Source organism: Empedobacter sp. EJD.6dd (assembly GCF_057369435.1).
In genome coordinates, this window is record NZ_CM170667.1 from 1,363,935 (window position 1) to 1,388,650 (window position 24,716).

Annotated in this window: 28 protein-coding genes and 1 pseudogene; 19 read left to right on the forward strand and 10 right to left on the reverse strand. The window is 31.3% G+C overall.

Annotation, left to right across the window (positions count from 1 at the left end; translation table 11 throughout):
* Window positions 1–74: 74 nt before the first annotated feature.
* Both AC2I98_RS06385 and AC2I98_RS06390 read left to right on the forward strand, forming a co-directional pair.
* Complete coding sequence (locus tag AC2I98_RS06385) at window positions 75–830, forward strand: glycerophosphodiester phosphodiesterase family protein (protein ID WP_486413777.1); 756 nt, start codon at window positions 75–77, stop codon at window positions 828–830.
* 33 nt (window positions 831–863) lie between these two features.
* The gene (locus AC2I98_RS06390; RefSeq protein ID WP_486413778.1) at window positions 864–1,355 is read left to right on the forward strand and encodes a GNAT family N-acetyltransferase; all 492 of its coding nucleotides are present in this window, start codon (window positions 864–866) and stop codon (window positions 1,353–1,355) included.
* 28 nt (window positions 1,356–1,383) lie between these two features.
* Here the strand turns inward: AC2I98_RS06390 and mtgA are convergent, their stop codons facing one another.
* Together mtgA and AC2I98_RS06400 are read right to left on the reverse strand one after the other, a co-directional pair.
* Window positions 1,384–2,058 carry a monofunctional biosynthetic peptidoglycan transglycosylase gene (gene mtgA / locus AC2I98_RS06395; RefSeq protein ID WP_486413779.1) on the reverse strand — a complete coding sequence of 225 codons (675 nt, stop codon included), beginning with the start codon at window positions 2,056–2,058 and terminating at the stop codon, window positions 1,384–1,386.
* 109 nt (window positions 2,059–2,167) lie between these two features.
* Window positions 2,168–3,472, reverse strand: coding sequence for an aminopeptidase P family protein (locus AC2I98_RS06400; protein WP_486413780.1), 1,305 nt, complete (start codon window positions 3,470–3,472; stop codon window positions 2,168–2,170).
* Window positions 3,473–3,811: 339 nt separating this feature from the next.
* Between AC2I98_RS06400 and rpsF the strand changes: the two genes are divergently transcribed.
* The 3 genes and pseudogenes from rpsF to rplI all read left to right on the forward strand — a co-directional run.
* Window positions 3,812–4,159, forward strand: coding sequence for a 30S ribosomal protein S6 (gene rpsF / locus AC2I98_RS06405; protein ID WP_019976571.1), 348 nt, complete (start codon window positions 3,812–3,814; stop codon window positions 4,157–4,159).
* Window positions 4,160–4,166: 7 nt separating this feature from the next.
* Window positions 4,167–4,469, forward strand: coding sequence for a 30S ribosomal protein S18 (gene rpsR / locus AC2I98_RS06410; protein ID WP_282629354.1), 303 nt, complete (start codon window positions 4,167–4,169; stop codon window positions 4,467–4,469).
* 21 nt (window positions 4,470–4,490) lie between these two features.
* A pseudogene (gene rplI, locus AC2I98_RS06415) lies at window positions 4,491–4,988 on the forward strand (50S ribosomal protein L9); the annotation flags it as partial.
* Window positions 4,989–5,178: 190 nt separating this feature from the next.
* Here rplI and AC2I98_RS06420 read toward each other — a convergent pair.
* Window positions 5,179–6,003: a DUF5694 domain-containing protein gene (locus AC2I98_RS06420; protein WP_486413781.1), complete on the reverse strand. Its 825-nt coding sequence runs from the start codon at window positions 6,001–6,003 to the stop codon at window positions 5,179–5,181.
* Window positions 6,004–6,144: 141 nt separating this feature from the next.
* Here AC2I98_RS06420 and AC2I98_RS06425 point away from each other — a divergent pair, with 141 nt between their 5' ends.
* On the forward strand, window positions 6,145–7,212 hold the full coding sequence (locus AC2I98_RS06425; protein ID WP_486413782.1) for a sensor histidine kinase: 1,068 nt from the start codon (window positions 6,145–6,147) through the stop codon (window positions 7,210–7,212).
* Entirely contained in the window at window positions 7,199–7,879 is a 681-nt protein-coding gene (locus AC2I98_RS06430; RefSeq protein ID WP_486413783.1) for a LytR/AlgR family response regulator transcription factor, read from the forward strand. The genes AC2I98_RS06425 and AC2I98_RS06430 overlap by 14 nt, the downstream gene beginning before the upstream one ends.
* A 43-nt stretch (window positions 7,880–7,922) precedes the next feature.
* Here the strand turns inward: AC2I98_RS06430 and aroC are convergent, their stop codons facing one another.
* Window positions 7,923–8,987, reverse strand: coding sequence for a chorismate synthase (aroC, locus tag AC2I98_RS06435; RefSeq protein ID WP_486414063.1), 1,065 nt, complete (start codon window positions 8,985–8,987; stop codon window positions 7,923–7,925).
* 13 nt (window positions 8,988–9,000) lie between these two features.
* On the reverse strand, window positions 9,001–10,074 hold the full coding sequence (locus AC2I98_RS06440) for a 3-oxoacyl-ACP synthase III family protein (protein ID WP_486413784.1): 1,074 nt from the start codon (window positions 10,072–10,074) through the stop codon (window positions 9,001–9,003).
* Between the two features lie 123 nt (window positions 10,075–10,197).
* On the opposite strand from AC2I98_RS06440, the gene AC2I98_RS06445 reads away from it, so the two are divergent.
* From AC2I98_RS06445 to AC2I98_RS06490, 10 genes are all read left to right on the forward strand, one after another.
* The gene (locus AC2I98_RS06445) at window positions 10,198–10,761 is read left to right on the forward strand and encodes a hypothetical protein (RefSeq protein WP_486413785.1); all 564 of its coding nucleotides are present in this window, start codon (window positions 10,198–10,200) and stop codon (window positions 10,759–10,761) included.
* A 25-nt stretch (window positions 10,762–10,786) separates the two neighbouring features.
* A complete protein-coding gene (gene ubiE / locus AC2I98_RS06450) occupies window positions 10,787–11,527 on the forward strand; it encodes a bifunctional demethylmenaquinone methyltransferase/2-methoxy-6-polyprenyl-1,4-benzoquinol methylase UbiE (protein WP_486413786.1) in 741 nt (246 codons plus the stop codon).
* Between the two features lie 26 nt (window positions 11,528–11,553).
* A complete protein-coding gene (gene porT, locus AC2I98_RS06455) occupies window positions 11,554–12,342 on the forward strand; it encodes a type IX secretion/gliding motility protein PorT/SprT (RefSeq protein WP_486413787.1) in 789 nt (262 codons plus the stop codon).
* Window positions 12,343–12,392: 50 nt separating this feature from the next.
* Window positions 12,393–13,532 carry an acyl-CoA dehydrogenase family protein gene (locus AC2I98_RS06460; protein WP_486413788.1) on the forward strand — a complete coding sequence of 380 codons (1,140 nt, stop codon included), beginning with the start codon at window positions 12,393–12,395 and terminating at the stop codon, window positions 13,530–13,532.
* A gap of 122 nt (window positions 13,533–13,654) precedes the next feature.
* Window positions 13,655–14,515, forward strand: coding sequence for a fumarylacetoacetate hydrolase family protein (locus AC2I98_RS06465; RefSeq protein WP_486413789.1), 861 nt, complete (start codon window positions 13,655–13,657; stop codon window positions 14,513–14,515).
* A gap of 356 nt (window positions 14,516–14,871) precedes the next feature.
* Window positions 14,872–15,327, forward strand: a complete 456-nt coding sequence (rplM, locus tag AC2I98_RS06470; RefSeq protein ID WP_019975767.1) for a 50S ribosomal protein L13 — start codon at window positions 14,872–14,874, stop codon at window positions 15,325–15,327.
* 9 nt (window positions 15,328–15,336) lie between these two features.
* Complete coding sequence (gene rpsI, locus AC2I98_RS06475; RefSeq protein ID WP_486413790.1) at window positions 15,337–15,723, forward strand: 30S ribosomal protein S9; 387 nt, start codon at window positions 15,337–15,339, stop codon at window positions 15,721–15,723.
* 124 nt (window positions 15,724–15,847) lie between these two features.
* Complete coding sequence (gene rpsB / locus AC2I98_RS06480; protein WP_486413791.1) at window positions 15,848–16,594, forward strand: 30S ribosomal protein S2; 747 nt, start codon at window positions 15,848–15,850, stop codon at window positions 16,592–16,594.
* 114 nt (window positions 16,595–16,708) lie between these two features.
* A complete protein-coding gene (gene tsf, locus AC2I98_RS06485; protein ID WP_486413792.1) occupies window positions 16,709–17,533 on the forward strand; it encodes a translation elongation factor Ts in 825 nt (274 codons plus the stop codon).
* A 128-nt stretch (window positions 17,534–17,661) separates the two neighbouring features.
* Window positions 17,662–17,985 (forward strand): T9SS type A sorting domain-containing protein, encoded by a 324-nt coding sequence (locus tag AC2I98_RS06490; RefSeq protein WP_486413793.1) that lies wholly within the window; start codon window positions 17,662–17,664, stop codon window positions 17,983–17,985.
* Between the two features lie 68 nt (window positions 17,986–18,053).
* Here AC2I98_RS06490 and AC2I98_RS06495 read toward each other — a convergent pair whose 3' ends face one another.
* Window positions 18,054–18,830 (reverse strand): superoxide dismutase, encoded by a 777-nt coding sequence (locus tag AC2I98_RS06495; RefSeq protein WP_486413794.1) that lies wholly within the window; start codon window positions 18,828–18,830, stop codon window positions 18,054–18,056.
* A 168-nt stretch (window positions 18,831–18,998) separates the two neighbouring features.
* On the opposite strand from AC2I98_RS06495, the gene AC2I98_RS06500 reads away from it, so the two are divergent.
* Window positions 18,999–19,658, forward strand: coding sequence for a hypothetical protein (locus AC2I98_RS06500; protein ID WP_486413795.1), 660 nt, complete (start codon window positions 18,999–19,001; stop codon window positions 19,656–19,658).
* A gap of 41 nt (window positions 19,659–19,699) precedes the next feature.
* On the opposite strand, the gene hemE is transcribed toward AC2I98_RS06500, so the two are convergent.
* From hemE to hemA, 4 genes are read right to left on the reverse strand one after another with little or no spacing between them, the layout of a single operon-like run.
* Window positions 19,700–20,728: a uroporphyrinogen decarboxylase gene (gene hemE, locus AC2I98_RS06505; RefSeq protein WP_486413796.1), complete on the reverse strand. Its 1,029-nt coding sequence runs from the start codon at window positions 20,726–20,728 to the stop codon at window positions 19,700–19,702.
* On the reverse strand, window positions 20,715–21,392 hold the full coding sequence (locus AC2I98_RS06510; protein ID WP_286484433.1) for a uroporphyrinogen-III synthase: 678 nt from the start codon (window positions 21,390–21,392) through the stop codon (window positions 20,715–20,717). The genes hemE and AC2I98_RS06510 overlap by 14 nt, the downstream gene beginning before the upstream one ends.
* Window positions 21,392–22,318 (reverse strand): hydroxymethylbilane synthase, encoded by a 927-nt coding sequence (gene hemC, locus AC2I98_RS06515; protein ID WP_486413797.1) that lies wholly within the window; start codon window positions 22,316–22,318, stop codon window positions 21,392–21,394. The genes AC2I98_RS06510 and hemC overlap by 1 nt, the downstream gene beginning before the upstream one ends.
* A 7-nt stretch (window positions 22,319–22,325) precedes the next feature.
* Window positions 22,326–23,573: a glutamyl-tRNA reductase gene (gene hemA, locus AC2I98_RS06520; RefSeq protein ID WP_286484431.1), complete on the reverse strand. Its 1,248-nt coding sequence runs from the start codon at window positions 23,571–23,573 to the stop codon at window positions 22,326–22,328.
* A 196-nt stretch (window positions 23,574–23,769) separates the two neighbouring features.
* Between hemA and AC2I98_RS06525 the strand changes: the two genes are divergently transcribed.
* Window positions 23,770–24,648: an AraC family transcriptional regulator gene (locus tag AC2I98_RS06525; RefSeq protein ID WP_286484430.1), complete on the forward strand. Its 879-nt coding sequence runs from the start codon at window positions 23,770–23,772 to the stop codon at window positions 24,646–24,648.
* The last annotated feature ends 68 nt before the right edge of the window (window positions 24,649–24,716 follow it).

The window sequence follows — 24,716 nt, forward strand, 5'->3', positions numbered from 1 at the left end:
CGGGAACTTAATATTTTCATAACTTTAAAACCGATTAATCGAAATAATTTTACTTCGAAAAAAAACAATTCATCATGAAAAAAATTATATTTACTGCCTTAACAACCTTTATGCTTGCAAATATGGCGAATGCTCAAAAAATTATTGCTCATCGCGGATATTGGGATACCGAAAATAACGCGAAAAACTCTATTCAATCTCTAAAATCTGCGCAAGAAATAAATGCTTATGGTTCTGAATTTGATGTGTTAATTAGTGCAGATGATGTTTTGATGGTTAATCATGATGATCATTACCTAGGTCACACAATTGAAACGACAAATTCGGCACTTTTAAAAACTTTGAAATTGGCAAATAACGAGAATATGCCAACTTTAGAAGATTATTTTGCGCAAGGAAAAAAAGATAAAAAAGTCAAATTAATTTTCGAATTAAAACCGCATTCTTCTAAAGAAAATGAAGATCGTGCAGTAAAAAAAGCAATTGAAATCATCAAAAAAAATAAAATCGAAAAACAAATTGAAATCATTTCATTTAGTAAAAACATTTGTGATGAATTCAAGAAATTAGCACCAAAATTTCATGTTTCTTATTTAGCTGGTGATTTATCTCCAAAGGAAGTAAAAGCAAGAAATTGGAATGGAATTGATTATCATTACAGTGTTTTTCAGAAAAATCCAACTTGGGTAAAAGAAGCGAAAGATTTGGGCTTATTAGTTAACGTTTGGACAGTTAACGAACCAAAAGTGATGCAAGAGATGATTGATATGAAAGTTCATTATATCACAACCGACAAACCGTTGGTTTTAAAAGAACTTTTGACTAAATAATTAGTATATTTAGCCGAATAATTAAACCCACACATGTCTCAACTTAATTCATTAGAAATCTATTCTTTTACGACATTAAATCAAATTCATAAAGACTATATTTATAAAATTTGGAACAATGAATATCCTGTAAATTTAGCTTTTGAAAGTCTACAAGATGTAGATACTTATTTGAATAATTTGATTGATGCTAAACATTTTTTTGTGGTAGATGAACAAAATCAAATACAAGGTTGGGCTGTTATTTTTGAAAGAGATTACGAAAAATGGTTTGCTATAATTGTTGACAATTCATTACATCAACTAGGCTTAGGAACTAAAATTCTTAATCGATTAAAAACTTTTTCGACAGAATTAAATGGTTGGGTTATGGACCATCAAAATGATACAAAAGCGAATGGAGAGCCTTATCATTCTCCTTTAGCTTTTTATTTGAAAAATGAGTTTATTCAAATTCCTGAAATTCGTTTAGAATTAGATAATATTTCTGCAGTTAAAATAAATTGGAGAGAAAAAGAACAATAAAAAAGAGAAGCTAATTAGCTTCTCTTTTTTATTGTTCTCCTAAGACTTTTTCTAAATCTGAGCTTCCTTGTATATTTCTCATTTGTCTTTCGATATGACTTGCACGTCTACTGATAAATGATGAAGGCGGATTGACATTATATTTTCGTGGTAATGGCAAAGCTGCTGCAATACGAGCCGCTTCGTTTTTGGTTAAATCTTTGGCAGCTTTATTAAAATAATATTCTGACGCGGCTTCAACTCCAAAAACACCTATTCCCATTTCAGAAGTATTCAAGTACATTTCTAAAATACGTTGTTTACCCCAAATTTTTTCGATCATAAAAGTAAAATAAACTTCCAATCCCTTTCTCAACCAAGAACGATCTTGCCACAAAAACACATTTTTGGCAACTTGTTGAGAAATAGTAGAACCACCACGAAGTTTTTTTCCTTCTTTATTTTTTTCGATTGCTTCCTGAATTCCATCCATATCAAACCCATTATGAGTAGGAAATTTTTGATCCTCGGAACCAATTACAGCTAATTTTATATTTCGTCCCATTTCGTCGTACGAAATATAATCGCGCTTAAATTTTCCTTGTTCAATTCCTTGCTGAAGTTGAGTGATAGTAAAAGGAGGATTTACCCATTTTAACACAACAATATATACAAGATGTGCTACAAAAAGATAAAGTATAACCTTACGAATAAATTTGAACATGTTGTTTCCTTAAATTACAAGAGCAAAGTTATAGGATTTATTGAATTTTGGAAATAAAAAATGGAACTCAATTGAGTTCCATTTTTGTTTATTTATAATATTGAAAAAATTATTTATTCATTAAATCTTCGATTTCTTCTGCTTCTAACGGAATATTTTGCATCAAATTAAAAGGTTTACCTTCTTTTTGAATTACATAATCATCCTCTAAACGAATTCCAAAACCTTCTGCAGGAATATAAAATCCTGGTTCGTTTGTGAAAACCATACCCGCAACAAAATCATCCGTCAATAAACCATAATCATGTGTATCCAATCCCATGTGATGAGATGTTCCATGCATCATATATTTTTTATAAGCTGGCCAAGCTGGATCTTCGTTCTGTACGTCAGCTTTATCTAACAAACCTAAACCTAACAACTCAGAAGTATAAACTTTTCCTAATTCTTCGTGGTATTTGTACCAATTATTTCCAGCAATCAACATATTTTCCGCTTCTTTTTTACAACGTAAAACAGACTCATAAACCTCACGTTGACGTGCAGTATATTTACCATTTACTGGAATTGTACGTGACATATCCGAAGAATAATTCGCATATTCTGCAGCAACGTCAAACAAAATCACATCACCATCTTTACATTCTTGGTTATTTTGAATATAATGCAATACGTTTGCATTATTTCCTGAGGCAATAATTGGCGTATAAGCAAATCCTTTAGAACGATTACGAATAAATTCATGTACAAATTCAGCCTCAATTTCATATTCCCAAACACCTGGTTTCACAAAATTCAAAACACGACGAAATCCTTTTTCAGTGATATCACAAGCATGTTGAATCAATTGAATTTCTTCTGGTTCTTTTACAGAACGTAAACGTTGCAAAATTGGATTAGAACGTAAATATGTATGTCCAGGATAATCTGCTTTCAACTGTTTTACAAAACGATCTTCTCTTGTTTCTACTTGTGGAGCTTCTGTCACACGGTAATGTTCATTTTTATTAACATAAACATTTTCTGCCTCTACCATCAATTTGCGTAAAACATTTGGTAAATCTTGTAACCAAAGAACTGTTTTAACTCCTGAAACTTCTGTTGCTTGATCTTTCGATAATTTCTCTCCTTCCCAAACTGCAATATGATCATTTGTTTCGCGAACAAATAATACTTCTTTGTATTTTGGATCGTAAGCATCAGGAAAAATCAATAAAATAGATTCTTCTTGATCTACTCCAGATAAATAAAATATATCACGATGCTGCGCAAATGGTAAAGTAGAATCTGATGAAATTGGATAAATATCGTTTGAATTAAAAATAGCTAGAGAACGAGGTTTCATTGCTTTCACAAATTTCGCTCTATTCTTAACAAATAATTCTTTTGGAATTGGGTTGTATTTTGTTGTCATAAAATTTTACATTAAATATTATGACCAAATTTAAGAAGATGTTTTTAGAAAAAAAAGGAAAACCCTCGCAGAAACGAGGGTTTTAACCTTAACCAACCTAAACCTATGAAAAAGCCATTAGCCTTTTATGTTGACAAATGTAAGCTACTTTTTTTAAACTGCAAATTTTTTTTAAAAAAAGTCACTATTTTTTTTAACATAAATATGATAAAGCAATAATATTCAATAAATAAAGGGCTAATAAAAATTCAATAATTATTCATTTGTAATATTTAGATTATTATTTATATATTTGCACCTCGAATTTTAGTATAAATAATAACTTAAAAGAAGTTAAAAATGACACATTACGAAACTGTTTTCATTTTGACTCCCGTTCTATCTGATTCACAGGTAGAGGAAGCAGTTAATAAATTCAATGACTTTGTTACTGCTAACGGAGGAGAAATCGTAGCAAAAGAGAACTGGGGATTGAAAAAATTAGCATACCCAATTCAAAACAAAAGAAATGGATTCTACCACTTAGTAGAGTTTAAAACAGACAACAACGAATTAGTTTCTCAATTAGAAGTAGCTTACAAACGTGATGAGCGTGTAATCCGTTTCTTAACTGTGAAATTAGACAAGCACGGTATGGACTGGGCTGAAAAACGTAGAACAAAATTAAAGTCTAACTCTAACAAGTAATTAAGCCATGGCAATTGACGATTTAGCAAAAAAAGCTGCAGGTGGTAACGAATCAGAGATCCGTTATTTATCTCCTTTAGATATCGAAACACAATCAAATTCAAAATATTGTCGTTTCAAAAAATTTGGAATCAAATACGTTGACTATAAAGACGCTGATTTCTTAATTCAATTCGTGAATGAGCAAGGTAAAATCTTACCTCGTCGTTACACAGGAACATCTTTAAAATACCAAAGAAAAGTTTCTAAAGCGATTAAAAGAGCTCGTCACTTAGCATTAATGCCATTTATTGGTGATCAATTAAAATAATAACCTAAATATTAAAATATCATGAACGTAATTTTAAGACAAGATGTAGAAGGTTTAGGTTTTGAATTTGAAGTTGTTTCAGTAAAACCTGGATATGCACGTAACTTCTTAATCCCTCGTGGATTAGTATCAGTTGCTACACCAAAAAATATTCAAGAATTAAATGAAGTTTTAGAAGCTCGTAAAGCTGAAGAAGCATCTTTAATTGCTGCTGCTAAAGAAAAAGCTACTAAATTAGACGGTTTAGTTGTTAAAATTGACGCTAAAGTTGGTTCTGGAGACAAATTATTTGGATCTATTAACAACGCTGATTTAGCAGAAGCTTTAGTAAAAGCTGGTGTTGAAATTGAGAAGAAAAACATCAGAATCCCTGGAAACACTATTAAACGTTTAGGAAAATACGAAGCAAAAGTACGTTTCCACAGAGATGTTGAAGTAGATTTCGGATTTGAAATTGTACCAGATGCTGCATCTATTAAAGCTGCTGAAGAAGCTGCTAAAACTAGAGCAGAATTAGCTAAATTAGACGCTGAAAAAGCTGCTAATTCTAATAAAGAAGAAGGTTCTTTCTTTAACTTCGATAACCCTATTTACGCTAACGATAAAAAAGCGAAAAAAGAAGAAGAAGTTACTACAGAAGAAACTCCATCTACAGAAGAATAATTATTATTCAACTATACATAAAAAACCTCGCAATTGCGAGGTTTTTTTATTTTAAGTAGTCTAAACTATTTACCTCTATAAACTTTGGTGAACGTCTTAAGAAATCTTTAAAGAAAGCCGTATGTGTAGCGCCCATTAAAACAAAAATGCGATCGTTTTTGTTTACTTTTATATTATTCATGTTAGCAAACATCCATAGATTGCGCTCATAAAACTTAGCTGCTTGTTCTGCTCCTAAGGGATAACCATTGACAGAAACCGTTGTTAACAAATCAGCATTAAAATTTATTAATGCATCTAAATAATCTGGTTGATTATTTAACACAAATAATTCAGAGACACTCATTTTATCTTCATTTATAAGATTTTTTTTCTCATTTGCAGAAAATAATGTTTCATATTTTTTATAGGTTAATGTATCTTGTTGATCTTTTAAGGCATAGTAAAGAGGATAGTAATAATCTTTCTGGTAATCTATTCCATAAATTTGTTTCACATTACTCAAACGTCCAACTTCGTAGGCTAACAACTCAATTTCTGTAGGTTTTTCAAATCTCATTTTTGGATTTTTTAAATAATCCGAATAAGCAGCAGCTATTTTCTTATTTTTATATGGTTCTTGTTCAACCAAAATAATTGTTGGTTGAAAATCGGCTATTTTCTTTGCTAATTCATGCACTTGGCGAATATTATCTTTATTATGTTCATCAAATTCTGTAGAATTAGCATCCGAAGTAAATCCCATGTGAAATGTACCAAGATTAAGAACTGGAGTCGCATCATCAAATTTTGTTTGAAATTGATAGTTTGTTTGAGCAGATAAATGATTAGTTCCAATAAATGTAACAATTGCAATAAATAAGTTTTTCATTTGAGTTAATTTTTAATTCTAATTCAAATCTCAATTATTTAAAAAAACATTTTTCAAATTTATCGACGAATCCATTTCATTAATCGACGAATCGTAAACAGTTTATGTAGAAAACAATCTAATTTTACAAAAAACATTATAATGAAGATTGATAAAAAAAAATTAAACCTTTCTAAACAAAAAAGCACATTCATACTTATAGGTTTTTGGTTTCTTTACATTCTTTTTGATTATCTAACTGCTGGATTAATTAATTTAAGCAACGGAAGTCCATTTCTTACAGCAATTACATTATTCTCATCAACAATGTATGTTGTTCAATTGATTACCATTTTTGTTATTTATTTCATTATTGCTCCTTATTTTCTAAAAAACATCAATTGGAAATCAATATTATTATCCATCATATGTTCCTTTATAACCTTTATAATTATTCGATATATAATCGAACAAATTATTACAGATCTTCTTTTTGATAAAATAAACTACTTTGAAGGAACAACGATAAGTTTTTACATCTATGATAATTTACATTTCGGTTCATTTATCGTTTTTTCTTCACTTTTTTTATGGATGACACTGCATTCAATTAATACATTAAAACAAAATAATATTATAGAAAAAGAGAAAAAAGAAGCAGAAATAAACTTTCTAAAATCTCAGATCAATCCACATTTTTTATTTAATACACTAAATAATATTTACAGTTTGGTAAGTGTAAATTCTTCAGATTCTTTAAAAGCAATCGAAAACCTGAGCGCCATTATGCGTTTTACGACCTATGAAACCAATAAAGATAAGATTGAAATTGAACGAGAAATAGATTATATCAATCAATATTTAGATTTAGAGAAAATTCGATATGGAGAAAAATTTCATGTAGAAAAAGTATTTAAAATCGAAAATTTTAAGAAACTTATTCACCCATATATTATTTCTCCGTTTATAGAGAATGCACTAAAACATGGAGTTGTAAAAGAAAAAGATCATCCAATTATTATCAATTTAAAAACTGATGCTTCTTTTCTCGAAATCTCAGTTTCTAATAAAATTAATCAACATCAAAAAGATGAAACTTCTGGAATTGGACTCGCAAATTTGAAAAAAAGATTGAATTATTATTTCGGAAATAATTATACATTCGAAATCAAGAACGATTACGAAACATTTCATATTTATTTAAAAATTCCTTTTGATGCCGAAAATTAACTGTATTATCATCGATGACGAACCTCTTGCTGTCGACCTACTAAAAAAACATGCAACCGAAAACGATCAGCTTAATCTTTTGTTAGCAACAACAGAAGTTTTTGAAGCGATTGATTTTTTGAAAAACAATAAAGTAGATTTAATTTTTACGGACATACAAATGCCTGAATTGACAGGAATTCAGTTGATGAAAATTTTAGATGATTCACAAAAATTTATCGTAACAACAGCTTATCAAGATTATGCATTAGAAAGTTTTAATTTTCATGTAGTTGATTATTTATTAAAACCAATTACTAAAACACGTTTTGATGCTTCAATCAAAAAATATATTGAATTTTTTCAAACAACTGCTATTAAAAATCAATCCACTTATTTATTTGTAAAAGCTGATGGGAAATTGGTTAAAATTAATTTTTCTGATTTAATTTACATCGAAGGTTTAAAAGATTATATCCGAATTCATACAAAAACTGAAAAAATATTGGTTTTAGAAACCATGAAATCGTTCGAGAATAAACTAACTGATAATTTCAAACGAATTCATCGTTCGTATATTATTAATCTTGATTATTTAACGTCGATTGATGGAAATTCAGTCCATCTTCAACAAAAGATGTTACCAATTGGCGAAACGTACAGAAAAGAAATGAAGAATTTTGGTTAAAAGCATTAAAAAAACTCCAACTTTAAAAGTTGGAGTTTTTTGTTTATATATTTCTTGTTCGTTGTATCAGCAACATATCAGCTAAAACCATTGCCGCTAAACTTTCGACAATCGGTACAGCTCTTGGAACTACACAAGGATCGTGACGACCTTTCCCGTGCATTTCCACCATTTCACCGTCTGCATTTAGCGTAGTTTGCTCTTGCATTAAGGTCGCAACTGGTTTGAAAGCAACTTTGAAATAAATATCCATTCCATTCGAAACACCGCCTTGTACACCGCCAGAATAATTAGTTTTAGTCGTTCCGTCTTGGTTGAATTGATCATTCATTTCAGAACCTTTCATTGATGTTGAAGCAAAACCTTCTCCGTATTCAAAACCTTTTACAGCGTTAATTGACATCATTGCTTGCCCTAAACGAGCATGTAATTTATCAAAAATTGGTTCTCCTAAACCAATAGGTACATTCTGAATAACACATGTAACTTCACCACCAATAGTATCTCCTTCTTTTCGGATTTCTTTGATACGATCAATCATCTTCTCTGCCATTTCCAAATCTGGACAGCGTACTGCCGTATCTTCTATTTTAGAAAAATCTAATGTTGAATAATCTTTATCCAATCTCAGTTCTCCAACTCCACTCACATATGCTGTTATGCTAATTGCAGGAATTACATGTTTTGCAACAGCTCCACCTACAACCCAATTTGCTGTTTCGCGCGCAGAAGTTCTTCCTCCTCCTCTATGATCACGAACACCATACTTAGTCTCGTAAGTAAAATCGGCATGTGAAGGTCTAAAAACACCTTTGATATGATCGTAATCGTGAGATTTTTGATTGTCATTCGGAATAATAAACCCAATAGAAGCACCTGTTGTTTTCCCTTCAAAAATTCCTGAAAGAAATTGTACTGTATCTGGTTCTTTACGTTGTGTAACAATTGCAGATTGTCCTGGTTTACGACGATCTAATTGTGCTTGAATCCATTCAAAATCTAATTCGATTCCGCTTGGTACTCCATCAATTACACCTCCTATCGCTACACCATGACTTTCGCCAAAAGTTGAAATTTTAAATAATCTTCCGAATGTATTCACAATAATGTATGAGTTTTAGTTATTTTTCGAATTGGTAAATCACCGCATTAATATTCATACTTGCTCCAACAGAAGCCATGATAATTTTATCATTTGAATGAAATTGATGTGGCGCTAAACTATTTTCTTTGATTAAATTAAACATTGTAGGCACTGTAGCTACAGATGTATTTCCTAAAAACTGAACCGTCATAGGGTCTACATTTTCTGGAATTTCAACACCATATAATTTATACAAACGTTCGATCATTGCATGATCCATTTTTGCATTTGCTTGGTGCAACAATATTTTGTCGATATCTGTAATTGTTAAATTTGTTTCATCTAACAATTCTTTAATTGCTGGAGGAACATTTTTCAACACAAATTCATATACTTTTCGACCTTTCATGTTGATATTTTTGATTGATCCAACATACGCTGGGTTCAAAGAAGTTCCGTTTACTAAATAATTCATTTCATCACCGTTATACGATAATGTAGCATGATTGATAATTCCATATTGATAATCTGCTTCTTTTGCTTCTAAAACCACAGCTCCTGCTCCATCAGCAAAAATCATCGCTGTACGATCGTGAGGATCTACTGCTCGAGATAACGTATCTGAACCAATTACTAAGATTTTCTTTGCAATTTTTGCCTGAATAAATTGATGCGCTAAGATTAACGATTCTATCCAACCAGGACAACCAAAAGTCATATCGTAAGGTTTACATTTTAGATTTTTTATACCTAATTTATGCTTTACTTTCGCAGACATAGAAGGCATAATATCAATTTGACGAGCTACAGGATCTATATCTCCAAAATTGTGCGCACAAATTACGTAGTCTAATTCTTCAGGATCAATTCCAGCTTTTTCAATTGCAATTTTTGCAGCTTCAGTAGCAATATCAGAATTTAATAAATCGTCTTCTACGTATCTTCTTTCTCTGATTTCTGTAATTTCTTCAAATTTACGTGTGATTTCTTCTCCACTTTTATCTAAACGATTACCATTATCATCAAAGAATTCTCTATTCACAAAATCCTCATTTGTAACAATTCTATTTGGCAGATAGTGTCCAGAACCTGTAATTACAGAGTTTATCATATTAATATTGTTCAATTTTAATAAAAAAATAATACCGGCAAAGTTACACATTTCATTAAAATAGTCGTTAAAAATATGTAATAACTCATACCGAAATTAATAAAGTATAATTAATTTAGCAGCATGAAAAAAAATCCATCAATTGTTGGTTTATTAATTGTCTGTGGTTTAGCTGCTTTAATCGTTGTTATCTATAACGTTTTTCTAAGCAAGAAAGATGGTTATGTGATTGACAATCCATCAAACAAAACCTTGACAATCAAAATAAACGATAAAGATTTTACTATTGCTCCACAACAAAATGCGCGTGTAGAGTTAAAAAAAGGTAAAACACATATTGTTTATACTTTTAATAACAAAAACGTGGACACCGTGGTTGATATTACACGTGCAAACGGTTTTATTAATCCTACTCGTCAAGAATATTACACGTTTACACGTCCTTATGGTGTTAGAAAAAATAAAGATTCTATTTTTTTATCTCATAACATTGCGATAGACAATAAAGTTTATCATGGAATTATCGAAAGGTCTTCTCAATTATATATCGAAAATTTTTACTATAACATTGATCAGGATTATCCTAAAATGTTCATTAAAAGTGCAAGTAGCGAGAAAGCAACAGATTTATCGAAAATTTTTAACAAAGAAGATTTTAAACAATTTTATTTCGAGAATTACGAATAAAATTTAGATTTTATAACTTTACAAAATGGCAAATCATCAACACGATACCGTAACACCTTACGATTCATCAGATTTAAATAAAAAGAAACAAGTCGAACAAATGTTCGATAATATTTCTCCTAAATACGACTTATTAAACCGTGTTTTATCAATGGGAATTGATATACAATGGAGAAAAGACGTCATCAAAATGGTAAAAGCTTCTAATCCTCAAACGATTTTAGACATCGCTACAGGAACAGGAGATTTAGCAATTATGATGGGAAAAAACACTAATGCTAAAATTACTGGTTTAGATTTATCTAACGGAATGTTAGAAGTTGGTCGTAAAAAAGTAAAAGAAGCTGGTTTGGATAACCGCATAGAAATGGTACAAGGAGATTCAGAAAATTTACCTTTTCCAGACAATACATTTGATTGTGCAACTGTTTCTTTCGGTGTTCGTAACTTCGAGAATTTAGAAAAAGGTTTAGCAGAAATCAATCGTGTTTTAAAACCAGGCGGAACATTCGTTATTTTAGAATTTTCGTATCCTACTGCATTTCCTATGAAACAATTGTATACATTTTATTCTAAAAATATTTTACCTGCAATTGGTAAAATGGTTTCTAAAGATCAAAGTGCTTATACCTATTTACCTGATTCTGTTCGTGCTTTTCCACATGGAGAAGAAATGAAAAATATTTTGAAAAGTGTAAATTTTACACAACCTATTGATAAAAAACTTACTTTTGGTATTGCAAGCATTTATAAAAGTATAAAATAAAACCGCTTGTTATTCGTTGAAAGTCTATGAGAAAAAACCTTATCATCGCATTATCGTTAACTGTTGCAAGCATTGCAAATGCTCAATTTCGCCCAAATAATGATCGTGGTGAAAATAGAACTGAAACTGATCAGAAAAAATTTAGTTTTGGATATTTCTTAGGAACAAATATGATGAATTACAAGATTGTTCCAAAAGCACAAACTAATCCTGTTCCTGGAGCTCCTCAACCGCCAGAAGATGATGGTGTAAACGAGCATGGTTTAGTTTATTTGGATCAAGAAAGTAAAGCTGGTTTTTCTGTTGGATTAATCGCTAAAATGCGTGTGAATGATTACATCGACTTAAAGTCTGAACCAGGATTGCATTTCGCACAACGTATTTTACATTTCAATAACTATTTAGATCCAGTAACCGGTGAAACTATTGATGATCCATCTAAAGTGATGCGTGAAGTAAAATCTACTTATATCGAAATACCTTTATTACTTAATTTTCATGGAGATCGTTGGTACAACACTCGTCCTTATATACAAGGAGGTTTAGGGTATTTGATGAATCTTCAATCCAATGAAAAGAAAGAAGATGATAATGCAACTGGAGTATTCAGAACAACAACAAATAACTTTAACTGGCAAGCTGAAATTGGAATTGAAATATATTTCAAACGATTTAAGCTAACTCCAGCTCTAAAAGGAATGTTCTTCTTCAATAATGAAATTGTACCTGATAAAGATACCACAGAACCTTATTGGACAGGAAGTCTAAATTCATTATCAACAAGAGCTTTTGTTTTTTCTCTCAAATTTGAATAATAACAAAGTCATAGTCATAAAATAATAAAAACCATAAATAATATAATCACATGAATTTTCAATTATCGGAAGAACAATTAATGATTCAAGAAGCTGCTCGTGATTTCGCAAAAGCTGAATTATTACCTGGAGTTATCGAACGCGACGAAACATCAACTTTCCCAACCGATGCTGTTAAAAAAATGGGAGAACTAGGATTCTTAGGAATGATGGTTGACCCTAAATATGGAGGATCTGGTTTAGACAGTGTTTCTTACGTAATTGCAATGGAAGAAATCGCTAAAGTTGACGCTTCTGCTGCTGTTGTTATGTCAGTTAACAACTCGTTGGTTTGTGCTGGCATGGAAAAATATTGTTCTGAAGAGCAAAAACAAAAATATTTAGTACCATTAGCTTCTGGTCAAGTGATCGGAGCTTTCTGTTTATCTGAGCCAGATGCTGGTTCTGATGCTACTTCTCAAAAAACTACTGGTGTAGATATGGGAGATTACTATTTATTAAATGGTACAAAAAACTGGATTACAAACGGAGGAACAGCTTCTACTTATTTAGTAATTGCTCAAACTCATCCAGAAAAAGGTCACAAAGGAATTAATGCTTTTATTGTAGAAAAAGGATTAGAAGGTTTCGAAATCGGACCAAAAGAACAAAAAATGGGTATTCGTGGGTCTGATACACATTCATTATTCTTTAATGATGTAAAAGTTCCGAAAGAAAACCGCATCGGTGAAGACGGATTTGGATTTGCATTTGCAATGAATGTATTGAATGGTGGTCGTATTGGTATCGCTTCTCAAGCATTAGGTATTGCACAAGGTGCTTATGAATTAGCGTTAGATTATGCTAAAATTCGTAAAGCATTTAAAACTGAAATTATCAATCACCAAGCTGTTGCATTCAAATTAGCAGATATGGCAACTAACATTACAGCTGCTCGTATGTTATGTTTTAAAGCTGCTGCTGAGAAAGACGAAGGTAAAGACATTTCTATTTCTGGTGCAATGGCAAAATTATTTGCTTCTAAAACTGCAAACGAAGTTGCTTCTGAAGCAGTTCAAATTCACGGAGGAAATGGTTACGTTCGCGAATATCATGTAGAGCGTATGATGCGTGATGCTAAAATTACTCAGATTTACGAAGGAACGTCAGAAATCCAAAAAATTGTAATTTCTAGAGGAATTGCTAAATAATTCTGAATAAATAAAAAGATATTTATCTACACAAGACATCTGTTACTGACAGATGTCTTTTTTTTATTTAATTATAAAAAATCTAATCGTTGTATCTTTGCTACGGAAAAAATATAGAGAAAATGAAAATTTTTAGATTCGGACCAAAAGGTCAAGAAAAATCAGGTATCATCATCGATGATAAGAAATTTGATGTTTCTGCATCTGGAATTGTATATGATGAGGACTTTTTTGGAAATGTAGAAAAACAAAAAACATTAGAAAAATATATCGAGCTTAACATAAATAGCTTACCCTTGGTTGAAGATGATGTACGTATTGGTACACCGCTTACAAAACCTGGTAAAATTGTTTGTGTAGGTCTTAATTTTGACGATCACGTAAAAGAAACTGGTTTGCAACAACAAGCAGAGCCAATTATGTTTATCAAGGCTAATCAATCTTTTAATGGTCCAGAAGACGGAATTATGCAACCTAATGGTTCTACAAAAATGGACTGGGAAACAGAACTTTGTATTATCATTGGTGAAAAAGCAAATAACGTAACAGAAGAAGAAGCAATGAACCATGTATATGGATATGCACTGATTAATGATATTTCTGAACGTGCTTTCCAAACAGAGCGTGGTGGTACTTGGGACAAAGGAAAAGGATGTGATACATTTGCTCCTGTTGGACCATATATTGCGACAAAAGACGAAATCGATGATGTAAATAACTTACGCGTTTGGTTAAAATTAAATGGAGAATTAATGCAAGATGGTAGCACAAGCGATTTCATCTACAAAATTCCTAAGTTAGTTTCTTACTTATCTCAATTCATGTCTTTCATGCCTGGAGATATTATTTCTACTGGTTCTCCAGCAGGGTCAGGAATGGGGAAAACACCTCAAGTTTGGTTAAAACCAGGAGATGTTATCGAATATGGTATCGAAGGTTTAGGTTCTACAACTCAAACAATCTTACCTTTCTCAAGAGGTTAAGATATATATTTAATAAATAATAATAATAAAAGCGTTCGGAATTATATTTTTCGAACGCTTTTTTATTCTAACCATAATAACTCTATCATTGTTGTTAAAAAATTCTATCGAAAAATTAATTCAATAAACTATTAACTAACAGATTATTCAATTGATTAATCATTGTATTTCGAAAAAAATGTTGGAATTTCAATTAATTAACGTAATTTTGCAAACGTTTTGACAACCCTCTAAATGGTACAAATCCATCAAAGTGGTGAATAATTCCTAAAATCTTTTGGGAAAACAGAATCATTTTGTACATTTGCACCCCGATCGGATTGTCGGTAATTTATAAAATATTAAAAATCAAGATAGTGGACACGTTAAGTTACAAAACTTCATCAGCCAACAAAGAAACTGCTCAGAAAGAATGGGTAGTTGTGGACGCTACTGACTTATCATTAGGTCGTTTAGCGTCAGGTGTTGCGAAGCTTATCAGAGGTAAGCACAAAACAAACTTCACTCCTCATGCAGATTGTGGAGATTATGTAATTGTTTTAAACGCTGACAAAATTCAATTAACAGGTAACAAATGGGATGACAAATTATACATTCGTCACACAGGTTACCCAGGTGGACAAAGATCTTTAACTGCAAAAGAAGTATTTGCAAAAGATCCTGTACGCTTAATCGAAAAGTCAGTAAAAGGAATGTTACCTAAAAATAAATTAGGTAGTAAATTATTGACTAATTTACATGTATTTGTTGGTACAGAGCACAATCACGAAGCTCAACAACCAAAACAAATCGATATTAACGAATATTTATAATCTAATCTAATGGCAATAGTTCATAAAATCGGACGTAGAAAAACATCTGTTGCTCGTGTATACTTACAAGAAGGTAATGGAGAAATCTTCATTAACGGACGCGAGTTAGCAAACTACTTCCCTACAGCAGTATTACAATACAAAGTAGAGCAACCATTTTTAATCACAGGTACGACTGAGAAATACAATGTAGATATCAAAGTATTTGGTGGTGGAATCACTGGTCAAGCTGAAGCAATTCGTTTAGCAATTTCTAGAGCTTTATGTGAAGTTGACGCAGATTTTCGTTTACAATTAAAACCAGAAGGGTTATTAACACGTGACCCACGTATGGTAGAACGTAAAAAATTCGGTCAAAAGAAAGCGCGTAAGAAATTCCAATTCTCTAAACGTTAATTTATTCAATTTATTAAAAAATCCATTTTCCGTTGGTTTAGCATCTAAACAAATAAGGCTAGATAATTTCGACCACTTATTTGTTGCTTGTTGAGATAACGGAACGTAAACTAAAAAAAAGAAAATGGCAAAAGTAAATGTAAAGGACTTATTAGGTGCAGGTGTGCACTTTGGTCACTTAACAAGAAAATGGAATCCGGCTATGGCTCCTTATATTTTTATGGAGAAAAACGGAATCCACATCATCGACCTTCACAAAACTGCAGTGAAATTAGATGAAGCATCTGAAGCTTTAGGAAAAATTGCTGCATCTGGACGTAAAGTTCTTTTTGTTGCAACTAAAAAACAAGCAAAAGATGTTGTAGCTAAGCATGCTGAAGAAATTAACATGCCTTATATTACAGAACGTTGGCCTGGTGGGATGTTAACTAACTTTGTTACTATCCGTAAAGCAGTTAAAAAAATGAATTCAATCGATCGTATGAAAAAAGACGGTACGTTTGAAACACTATCTAAAAAAGAAAGATTACAAGTTGATCGTCAAAGAGCATCTTTAGAGAAAAACTTAGGTTCTATTGCTGATATGACACGTTTACCATCTGCAGTTTTTGTTGTAGATATCGTACGTGAGCACATCGCAATCGCTGAAGCTCAAAAATTAGGTATTCCAATCTTTGCAATGGTTGATACAAATACTGACCCTCGTCAAGTAGATTTCCCAATCCCTGCAAATGATGATGCTTCTAAATCTATCGATATCATCTTAACAACAATAGCTGATTCTATCAAAGCTGGTTTATCTACACGTAAAGCAGAAAAAGAAAAAGCAAAAGAAGGTAAAGAAGAAGGAGCTGAAACTAAAGAAGCTTAACATTAACTTGATGATCAATTCATCGATATAATATACCTTGTAGCTCCTATACCATCATGTGGTGTATGAGCTACTTTTATTTAAAATATTAAGAAACAAAATAAAAATATTACTATGAGCTATAAAGCAACAGCCGCTGAGGTAAGTAAATTAAGAAACGCAACTGGTGCGGGAATGATGGACTCTAAAAAAGCTTTAGAAGAAGCTGGTGGAGATTTCGATAAAGCAGTAGAAGTTTTACGTAAACAAGGACAAAAAGTAGCTGCTAAAAGAGCTGACCGTGAGTCTACTGAAGGTGCAGTTATCGCTAAAGTTAACGCTGACCAAACTAAAGGTATCGTTGTCGCTTTAAATTGTGAAACTGATTTCGTTGCTAAAAACGAAGCTTTCGTTGCTATGGCTAACGAAATTGCTGACTTAGCTTTAACAGTTAACTCTAAAGAAGAATTATTAGCTTTACCATACGCTGGTATCACAGTTGGTGAAAAATTAACTGAACAAACAGGTGTTATTGGAGAAAAAATCGAAATCGGTACTTTCCAAGCAATCGAAGGTGCTATTGTTAATTCTTACATCCACGCTGGTAACAAAATTGGTGCTGTAGTTTCTTTATCTGCTAACGTAGAAGGTGCTTCTGAGGTTGCTCGTGACGTTGCTATGCAAGTTGCAGCTATGAACCCAGTAGCTTTAGACGAAACACAAGTTGCTCAATCTGTAATTGATACTGAATTAGCTATCGCGAAAGAAACTTTAGCTGCTGAAGGTAAACCAGAAAACATGATCGAAAACATCGCTCAAGGTAAATTACAAAAATTCTTCAAAGAGAATACATTAGTTCACCAAGCGTCTATCAAAGACGGAAAAACTTCTGTTCAAGATGTTGTTAAAGCTGTTAACGCTGACTTGAAAGTAACTGGATTTATCCGTTACAGCTTATAATACGTTTATAATTTTTATTATATATCTTAAAGTGATGCTAAAATTAGCATCACTTTTTTATTTGGTATAAGTTTTGAACTATTTGTTTTGTAATTATTTATTATTATATTTGTTAGGATTACATGCATATGAAACACTTTATACTATTTATATCACTTTATATATTCACTTTAGGAACTGCATCGGCGCAGTCGCGACTTGATCAAGATAAAAGCACTATTAGCATTTATCCAAATCCGGCGACTACAACATTAACAGTAAAATTTGACAATCCGTCAAAAGCTAGTTCTATTTCTATTTATTCTATCATTGGAAATGAAGTGATGAATAAAAAATTAGATGGTAGTCAAAAAACAAACTTTAATGTACAAGGTTTGAAAAAAGGAAAATATATTGTTCGTGTTTTTAACGAAGACGGAACAACAGAAACACAATCTTTAATTAAGAATTAATTTCACATTAAACCATAAAAAAAGCTTCTCAAATATTTGAGAAGCTTTTTTATTTATGATCAGAAAGATTATTTTGCTTTCTTATAATTTTCTTCAACTTGTTTCCAATCCAATACATTGTTAAACGCTTTCAAATACTCATCACGTTTATTTTGGTATTTTAAGTAATAGGCATGTTCCCACACATCAATTCCTAAAATTGGCGTTCCTGCAACTTCTGCTCCTGGCATTAATGGATTATCTTGATTTGCTGTACTTGTAACGGCTAAAGAACCATCTTCTTTTACAACCAACCAAGCCCAACCAGAACCAAAACGTTTAGAACCTGCTTCGTCAAATTGTTTCATTAATTCTTCAGCAGAACCAAATGTAGCGTCAATCTTTGCTTTAAGATCTCCTGTAGGCGCTTTTTGTGGCGTTGGAGACATGATATCGAAATATAGCATGTGATTGTAGTATCCACCAGCATTATTGCGTAAAGCAGCATTATTCATATCCATTTTTTTCAAAATTTCTACAATATCATTCGATTTGATATTCGCTTCTTTTAACGCTGTATTCAATTTGTTGATGTAACCTAAATAATGTTTAGAGAAATGAACTTCCATTGTTTTAGCATCAATGTATTCGTTCAATTCATCATAACCATATTTCAACGGTTTTATTTGGAATGTTCCTGGGTCAGCTTTAACATCTGTCGGATTTCCAACAGGCTCCGCAGCTTTCACTGTATCCTTTTTTACAACTTCTTCTGTTGTTGAGTCAGCATTTTCTTTCTTCGTTTCGCATGACTGAACAAAGAGAAGAACACCTAAAACTGACATCAAAAATATACCCTTTTTCATCTTATTCTTTTTATGTAGTTTACTTATGATATTAATATTTCTACTAAAATATACTAAAACTAGCGAATATAAAATTCCTGACTTTTAATTTTCTGTTAAAATGGAGAATATAGTTTAAAACAATAAAGGTAAAATGTTTGTATATTTGGATATATAAACAAATTTAAAATGAATCCACAAATAATTGAGACAATAAAAAATCCTGACTTAATTGAAATAATTTCAGATACTTCAGAAGTAATTATTGACAGCTTTTTAGAGAGTGGAATTATAAAGGATATTCCATTAATAGGAACATTATATAAAGGTGTAAAAGTTGTATCTTCAATTCAAGATAGACTTTTTACAATTAAATTAGTTAATTTTATAAAACAATTAGAAAATACTGATTTGCGACAAAGATGTAAAATGATTGAGGATATCGAAGCAAACGAAAACATTAAATCTAAAGTAGGCAAAAAGGTGCTTTTTATTATTGATAAATGTGAAGATGATGAAAAAGCAAAACTAATGGGATTTCTTTTTAAAGAATTCTTAGAAGAAAAATTTACTTATGAAGACTTTTTAAAAATTTCAAATTCTATAAATACACTCTCTATAAATGATATTAATTTAATATTTTTAAACAAAAGTTATATTAATGCTTTTTTACATAATAATCCAAATTACTATTTAAGTTCTGGTCTATTTAACGTAAAATTTGAAACATATTTAAATACCAATAATAGAGTAAAAAAAGCTGGTGAAATTGACTCTTATTACTCCATAAATGAAATAGGAAAAAAGCTTTTAAAAACATTAGAAAGTTACTACAATAAACAGCAATAAAAAAACCTTCCATTCGGAAGGTTTTTTTAATAGCGAGTTTCTTAGTCTCTTTTATAATTTACAACAGCTTCTATAAAAGCTTGTGCATTTTCTACTGGAATATTTGGTAAAATTCCGTGACCTAAATTGGCAATATATTTATACGGACCAAAATCGTCAATCATTTCTTTTACCATTTGTTGAATAGTTTCTGGAGGAGATAACAAACGAGAAGGATCAAAGTTACCTTGTAACGTCTTTTTGAAACCTGTAAACTCACGTGCTAATTGTGGCGTAATTGTCCAATCAACTCCCAAAGCAGAAGCTTTAGAATCAGCCATTTTCTCTAAAGCAAACCAACAACCTTTTGCAAATACAGTTACAGGAACAACTTTAGAAACTTCGTTCACAATTTGCTCAATGTATTTCCAAGAAAATTCATCATAATCTTTTGGTGATAACATTCCACCCCAAGAATCAAAAATTTGAATCACATTTGCTCCGTGCTCAACTTTTTTCAACAAATATTGAATCGTTGTTTGCGTAATTTTTTCTAACAATTGATGTGCTGCAATTGGATTTTGAAAACAAAAACCTTTCGCTTTATCAAATGATTTAGACCCTTGTCCTTCTACTGCATAACACAATAATGTCCAAGGAGAACCTGCAAAACCGATTAAAGGAATATTATTATCTAATTCTTTCTTCGTAATATCCATCGCTGCATATACGTATCCTAACTCTTCTTCTACATCAGGAATGTAAACTTTTTCTACATCTTGAGCTGTACGAATTGGATTCTCTAACCAAGGACCAACACCTGGTTTCATTTCGAAATTCATTCCCATTGCTTGTGGAACAACTAAAATATCCGAAAAGATAATTGCTGCATCCAACGGAAAACGACGAATTGGTTGAACTGTAATTTCAGCTGCTAATTCTGGCGTTTGACAACGTGTAAAGAAATCGTATTTATCTCTCAATTCGATAAATTCTGGTAAATAACGTCCAGCTTGACGCATCATCCATACTGGTGGACGTTCTACCTCCTCACCTCTCAATGCTTTTAAAAGCAAATCATTTTTTATCATTGATGTATTTTTTTATATTTTCTATTACTACTTCCACCAAAGGTGTTTGTGCAGTTATAATTTTATGATTTGGATAAACTTCTTTTATTGCAAAAGTTGTTGTATTTCCGACTGTAAAAATAGTTGAACTTTCTGGAATTTCATTTTGTTGATGAAATGCTTTGAATGACAACGGACTAAAAAAAGCATACATATCAAACGTATTATTTAATTGATAAACAATTTGCTCTGATTGATACGTTACGATTTGATTGACTTCGTGATTTGCTTTTGATAATTCGTTTACCAACAAATCTCGACGAGAAGAACCGCATAAGAAATTCCATTTCGAAAGATAATTTCCTGAAATCAATTTCGGAGCTAAATCTTCTGCATAATCTTCAACCAAAATAACTTCTCTGTTTTGTGCTTTTAGTTTTTCAGCCGTTTTTTTTCCAACAACAAAAAAATGACCATTCAAGTCCAATCCGTTAATGGCATTTACAGTATTTTGACTCGTTACGATAAATTGATTAACCGAATAATCAATCTGCTTCGAAATTTCATTAACAGAAGTTAATTCGATTTGTAAAGTTGGTTTGCAAACCACCTCAACATCAGTTCCAAATTCTTTTTCAAGAATAGAAGACGAAATTAACTTTGTAAATAAAACTTTTGTACGCACTATTTCGTTCCGATTTCTTTTTTTATTTGTTCAATCATTTTCGCTGCACCTTGCGCAATACATTCTTCAGCAAATTCGCGACCTTTTATTAAGTACTCCTCTGCTTTGAATTGTCTTTCGATTGAAATCATTTCTTGTCCATCAATAGTTAAAATTGCTCCTTTGAACGAGTAATTTTCTTCATCAATTTTTTCTACTAATGCACCAATTGGCGCTGTACAACCACCTTCTAAAACATTTAAGAATTGACGTTCTACAGTTGCAAAAAGTTCGCATTGAGGATTATTAATATCACTCAAATCAAAACCTTCTTTGGCTACAATTCCCAAAATTCCTTGTGATGGCGCAGCAATCATCCAATCAATCACTTTATAATGAAGACCTTTCGCTGCCAATTCATCCAAAATTTCAGAACGATCTAAACCTGCAAAAGCAAACACAGCTCCGTCCCACTCTTGATTATCTTGTAATTTTTGTAAACGTAATTGTACATTTCCACGTAAATCTACAATAGTATCATTTGGATATTTATGATTCCAAAAAGCTTTACGACGCAAAGAACCTGTAGCGATAACACGATGTTCTTTTTCGAAAATATCTTCCGATTTGTACACCAAAATATCCGCAGAACTTGCACGTTCTGGATAAGCAATCAGCTCTAACGTTTCAGGTAAAACAGTTGGTACATCTTTCAACGAATGTACAGCAATATCTACTTGGTCATTTAACAATGCGATGTCCAATGAACGCGTAAAAACGCCTGTTAATCCTAAAGAATAAATGGGTTGTTTTAGATTTGCATCACCTTCTGAAGTAATTGGAACAATTTCTGTTGGATGACCTTTCGCTTCTAAAATCGAAGCAACTTTATTGGCTTGCCAAAGTGCTAAAGGACTTTGACGTGTACCAATTTTTATTGTTTTCATGATTGTATTAAGCTTGTTTTAAATGAAACATTTTTTCGATTAACTGAATTGTTTCGTCTGCATTTTCTTTATTTTCGATTAAATAAGATGCAAATTGATTGGTAATTTTTTGGATTACTTTTTCAGTTAAAATCGTTTCATTTTCGTCGATATTTACATTGTCTTTTCTCAAATTGTTTAAAGCAAAACTTTGAAAAAAGTCTAATCTATCTTTGAAAGATTGAATCGCTGGAACCAATTCTCTTGTTTCTAACCATTCGTAAAATTCTGCTGAATGTTCTTCGATAATTGCCAAAGCTTCTGGAATAGAATTGCGACGTTGCGCAATCGTATCATCTACCATTTTTGACAATCCGTCCACATTTACCAACTGAATAGATTCGCGAGAAGCCAACGTATGAATCACATTTTCTGGAACTGACATATCGATAATAGTCATTTCTTTATCAAACGCAATCATTTCTTCTGTAATTGTATAATTACTTGCTCCTGTCGCAACAATTAAAATATCTGTATGTTGTAATTCTTCTTTTAATTCGCTGTGATCTTTTACTGTAATATCATATTTCAGTCCAAGAACATCTGCTTTTTCTTTTGTACGATTGATTAACGTAATGTTTGTATTTGGATAATGTTTCACCAAATTAGCACATGTATTACGACCAATTTTCCCAATTCCGTACAAAAGAATATTTTTATCTGTTAAATCGCCTTGCGTTGCTTGAATAAAATTTACCGCAGAATAGGCAACTGAAGCCGAACCATTACTTAAAAATGTTTCGTTCTTCACTTTTTTACTAATTTGGATTGCCGTATTGACCAATCTTTCTAAGAAAGCATTAGAAGCACCTTGTTTTTTGAAGCGAGAAAACCAAATTTTGATTTGACCAATAATATCAAAATCTCCTAAAATCTGACTTTCTAAACCTGACGATACGCGAAATAAATGATTAATCGCCTCTTCACCTTCTTTTACCACCATAAATTGACGGAAATCTACTGCATTACCTTCTGTATATTTACAATATTGCTCAACGATTTGATCTTCACTTTCAGCAAAACCATAAAATTCAGTACGATTACAAGTTGATACAATAAAAAAATTCTCTAAACCATTCGATTTAGAATCTTCTGTAAACGTTTCAACTTGTTCTGGAAAAAATGTAAATTTACCTCGTGTTATGGCATCAGCTTTTTCATAACTAATTCCAATAACGTAAAATTTTTCTTCCGTTTTATTACCTCTAATTGTCATTTCTTCAAATACTGATACAAAAGTAGTTTCAAAACCATTGTGAAAATAACTTTAAAAAATAAAAATAACGCTAAAAATTAAAGTTTCCTTTTTTAGAATAATTATAAATTAAACACTTATATTTGTAGGTAAACCATTATAAAGAGCGCACTTGACAAATGTCACGTTTTTTATATGACAAACCTCATCATTCGAAATGGATTTAAAAAATACCCATAAAAGTAAAATCAACGAGTATAAATTATCAACAGACGTATTTATCGCTCAAATAGACAACTTTACAGAATCTACAGAGACAATTTTGAAAGGAATTGACAAGCGTTATATACAATTCTACTTTTGTACAAAAGGATCTTTGACATTTAATTTTAATAATGGTATTTACAAAATCAATCTACATGAAGGAAAAAGCTTTTTGTTTTATTATCCGACTTTAGATATTCCGTTATCGTTAAATATCAATGCAGAAAGTAAAGTTTATATTGTAGTCTTGTCTATCCAGAAATTACATCAGTTATTTGCCGAATATCAAATTCAGAATGATTTGATCTCGACAATGACACAAGAAAAATTTTATATTGAACGAGAAATTGGTCCGGCTATAAAATTAGTTCTGAATCAGATTGAGCAAATGAAACTATCACCTCAATTTCAAAATCTATTTTTGATTGGAAAAATGTACGAATTATTTACACTTTATTTTTCTGAGATAGAAAGTCAAACGGAACATTGTCCTTTTTTGAATGATGAAAATGAAGGAAAAAGAATCAAAGAAATTAAAGATTATTTATTAGCTGATTTCAAAAACCCTCCAACTATCAAACAACTTTGCGAAAAATTCTTTATTTCTGAATATCATTTGAAAGAAGGTTTTAAAGAGCTTTACGGAACAACTGTTTATGGTTATTTACTCGACAAAAAATTAGAACATGCGTTACATAAATTAGAAGAAAATCAACAAATGGTAAAAGATATTTCATTTGAAATTGGCTACGAAAATCCATCTCATTTCATATCAGCATTTAAGAAAAAATATGGTTTAACACCTAAGCAATATATCAAACAATTTCAGTAGACCCCTCTATTAATAAGCGTTTCATCTTTTTATAATCATTTATAAATACTTATTTTTGTTAAATATTT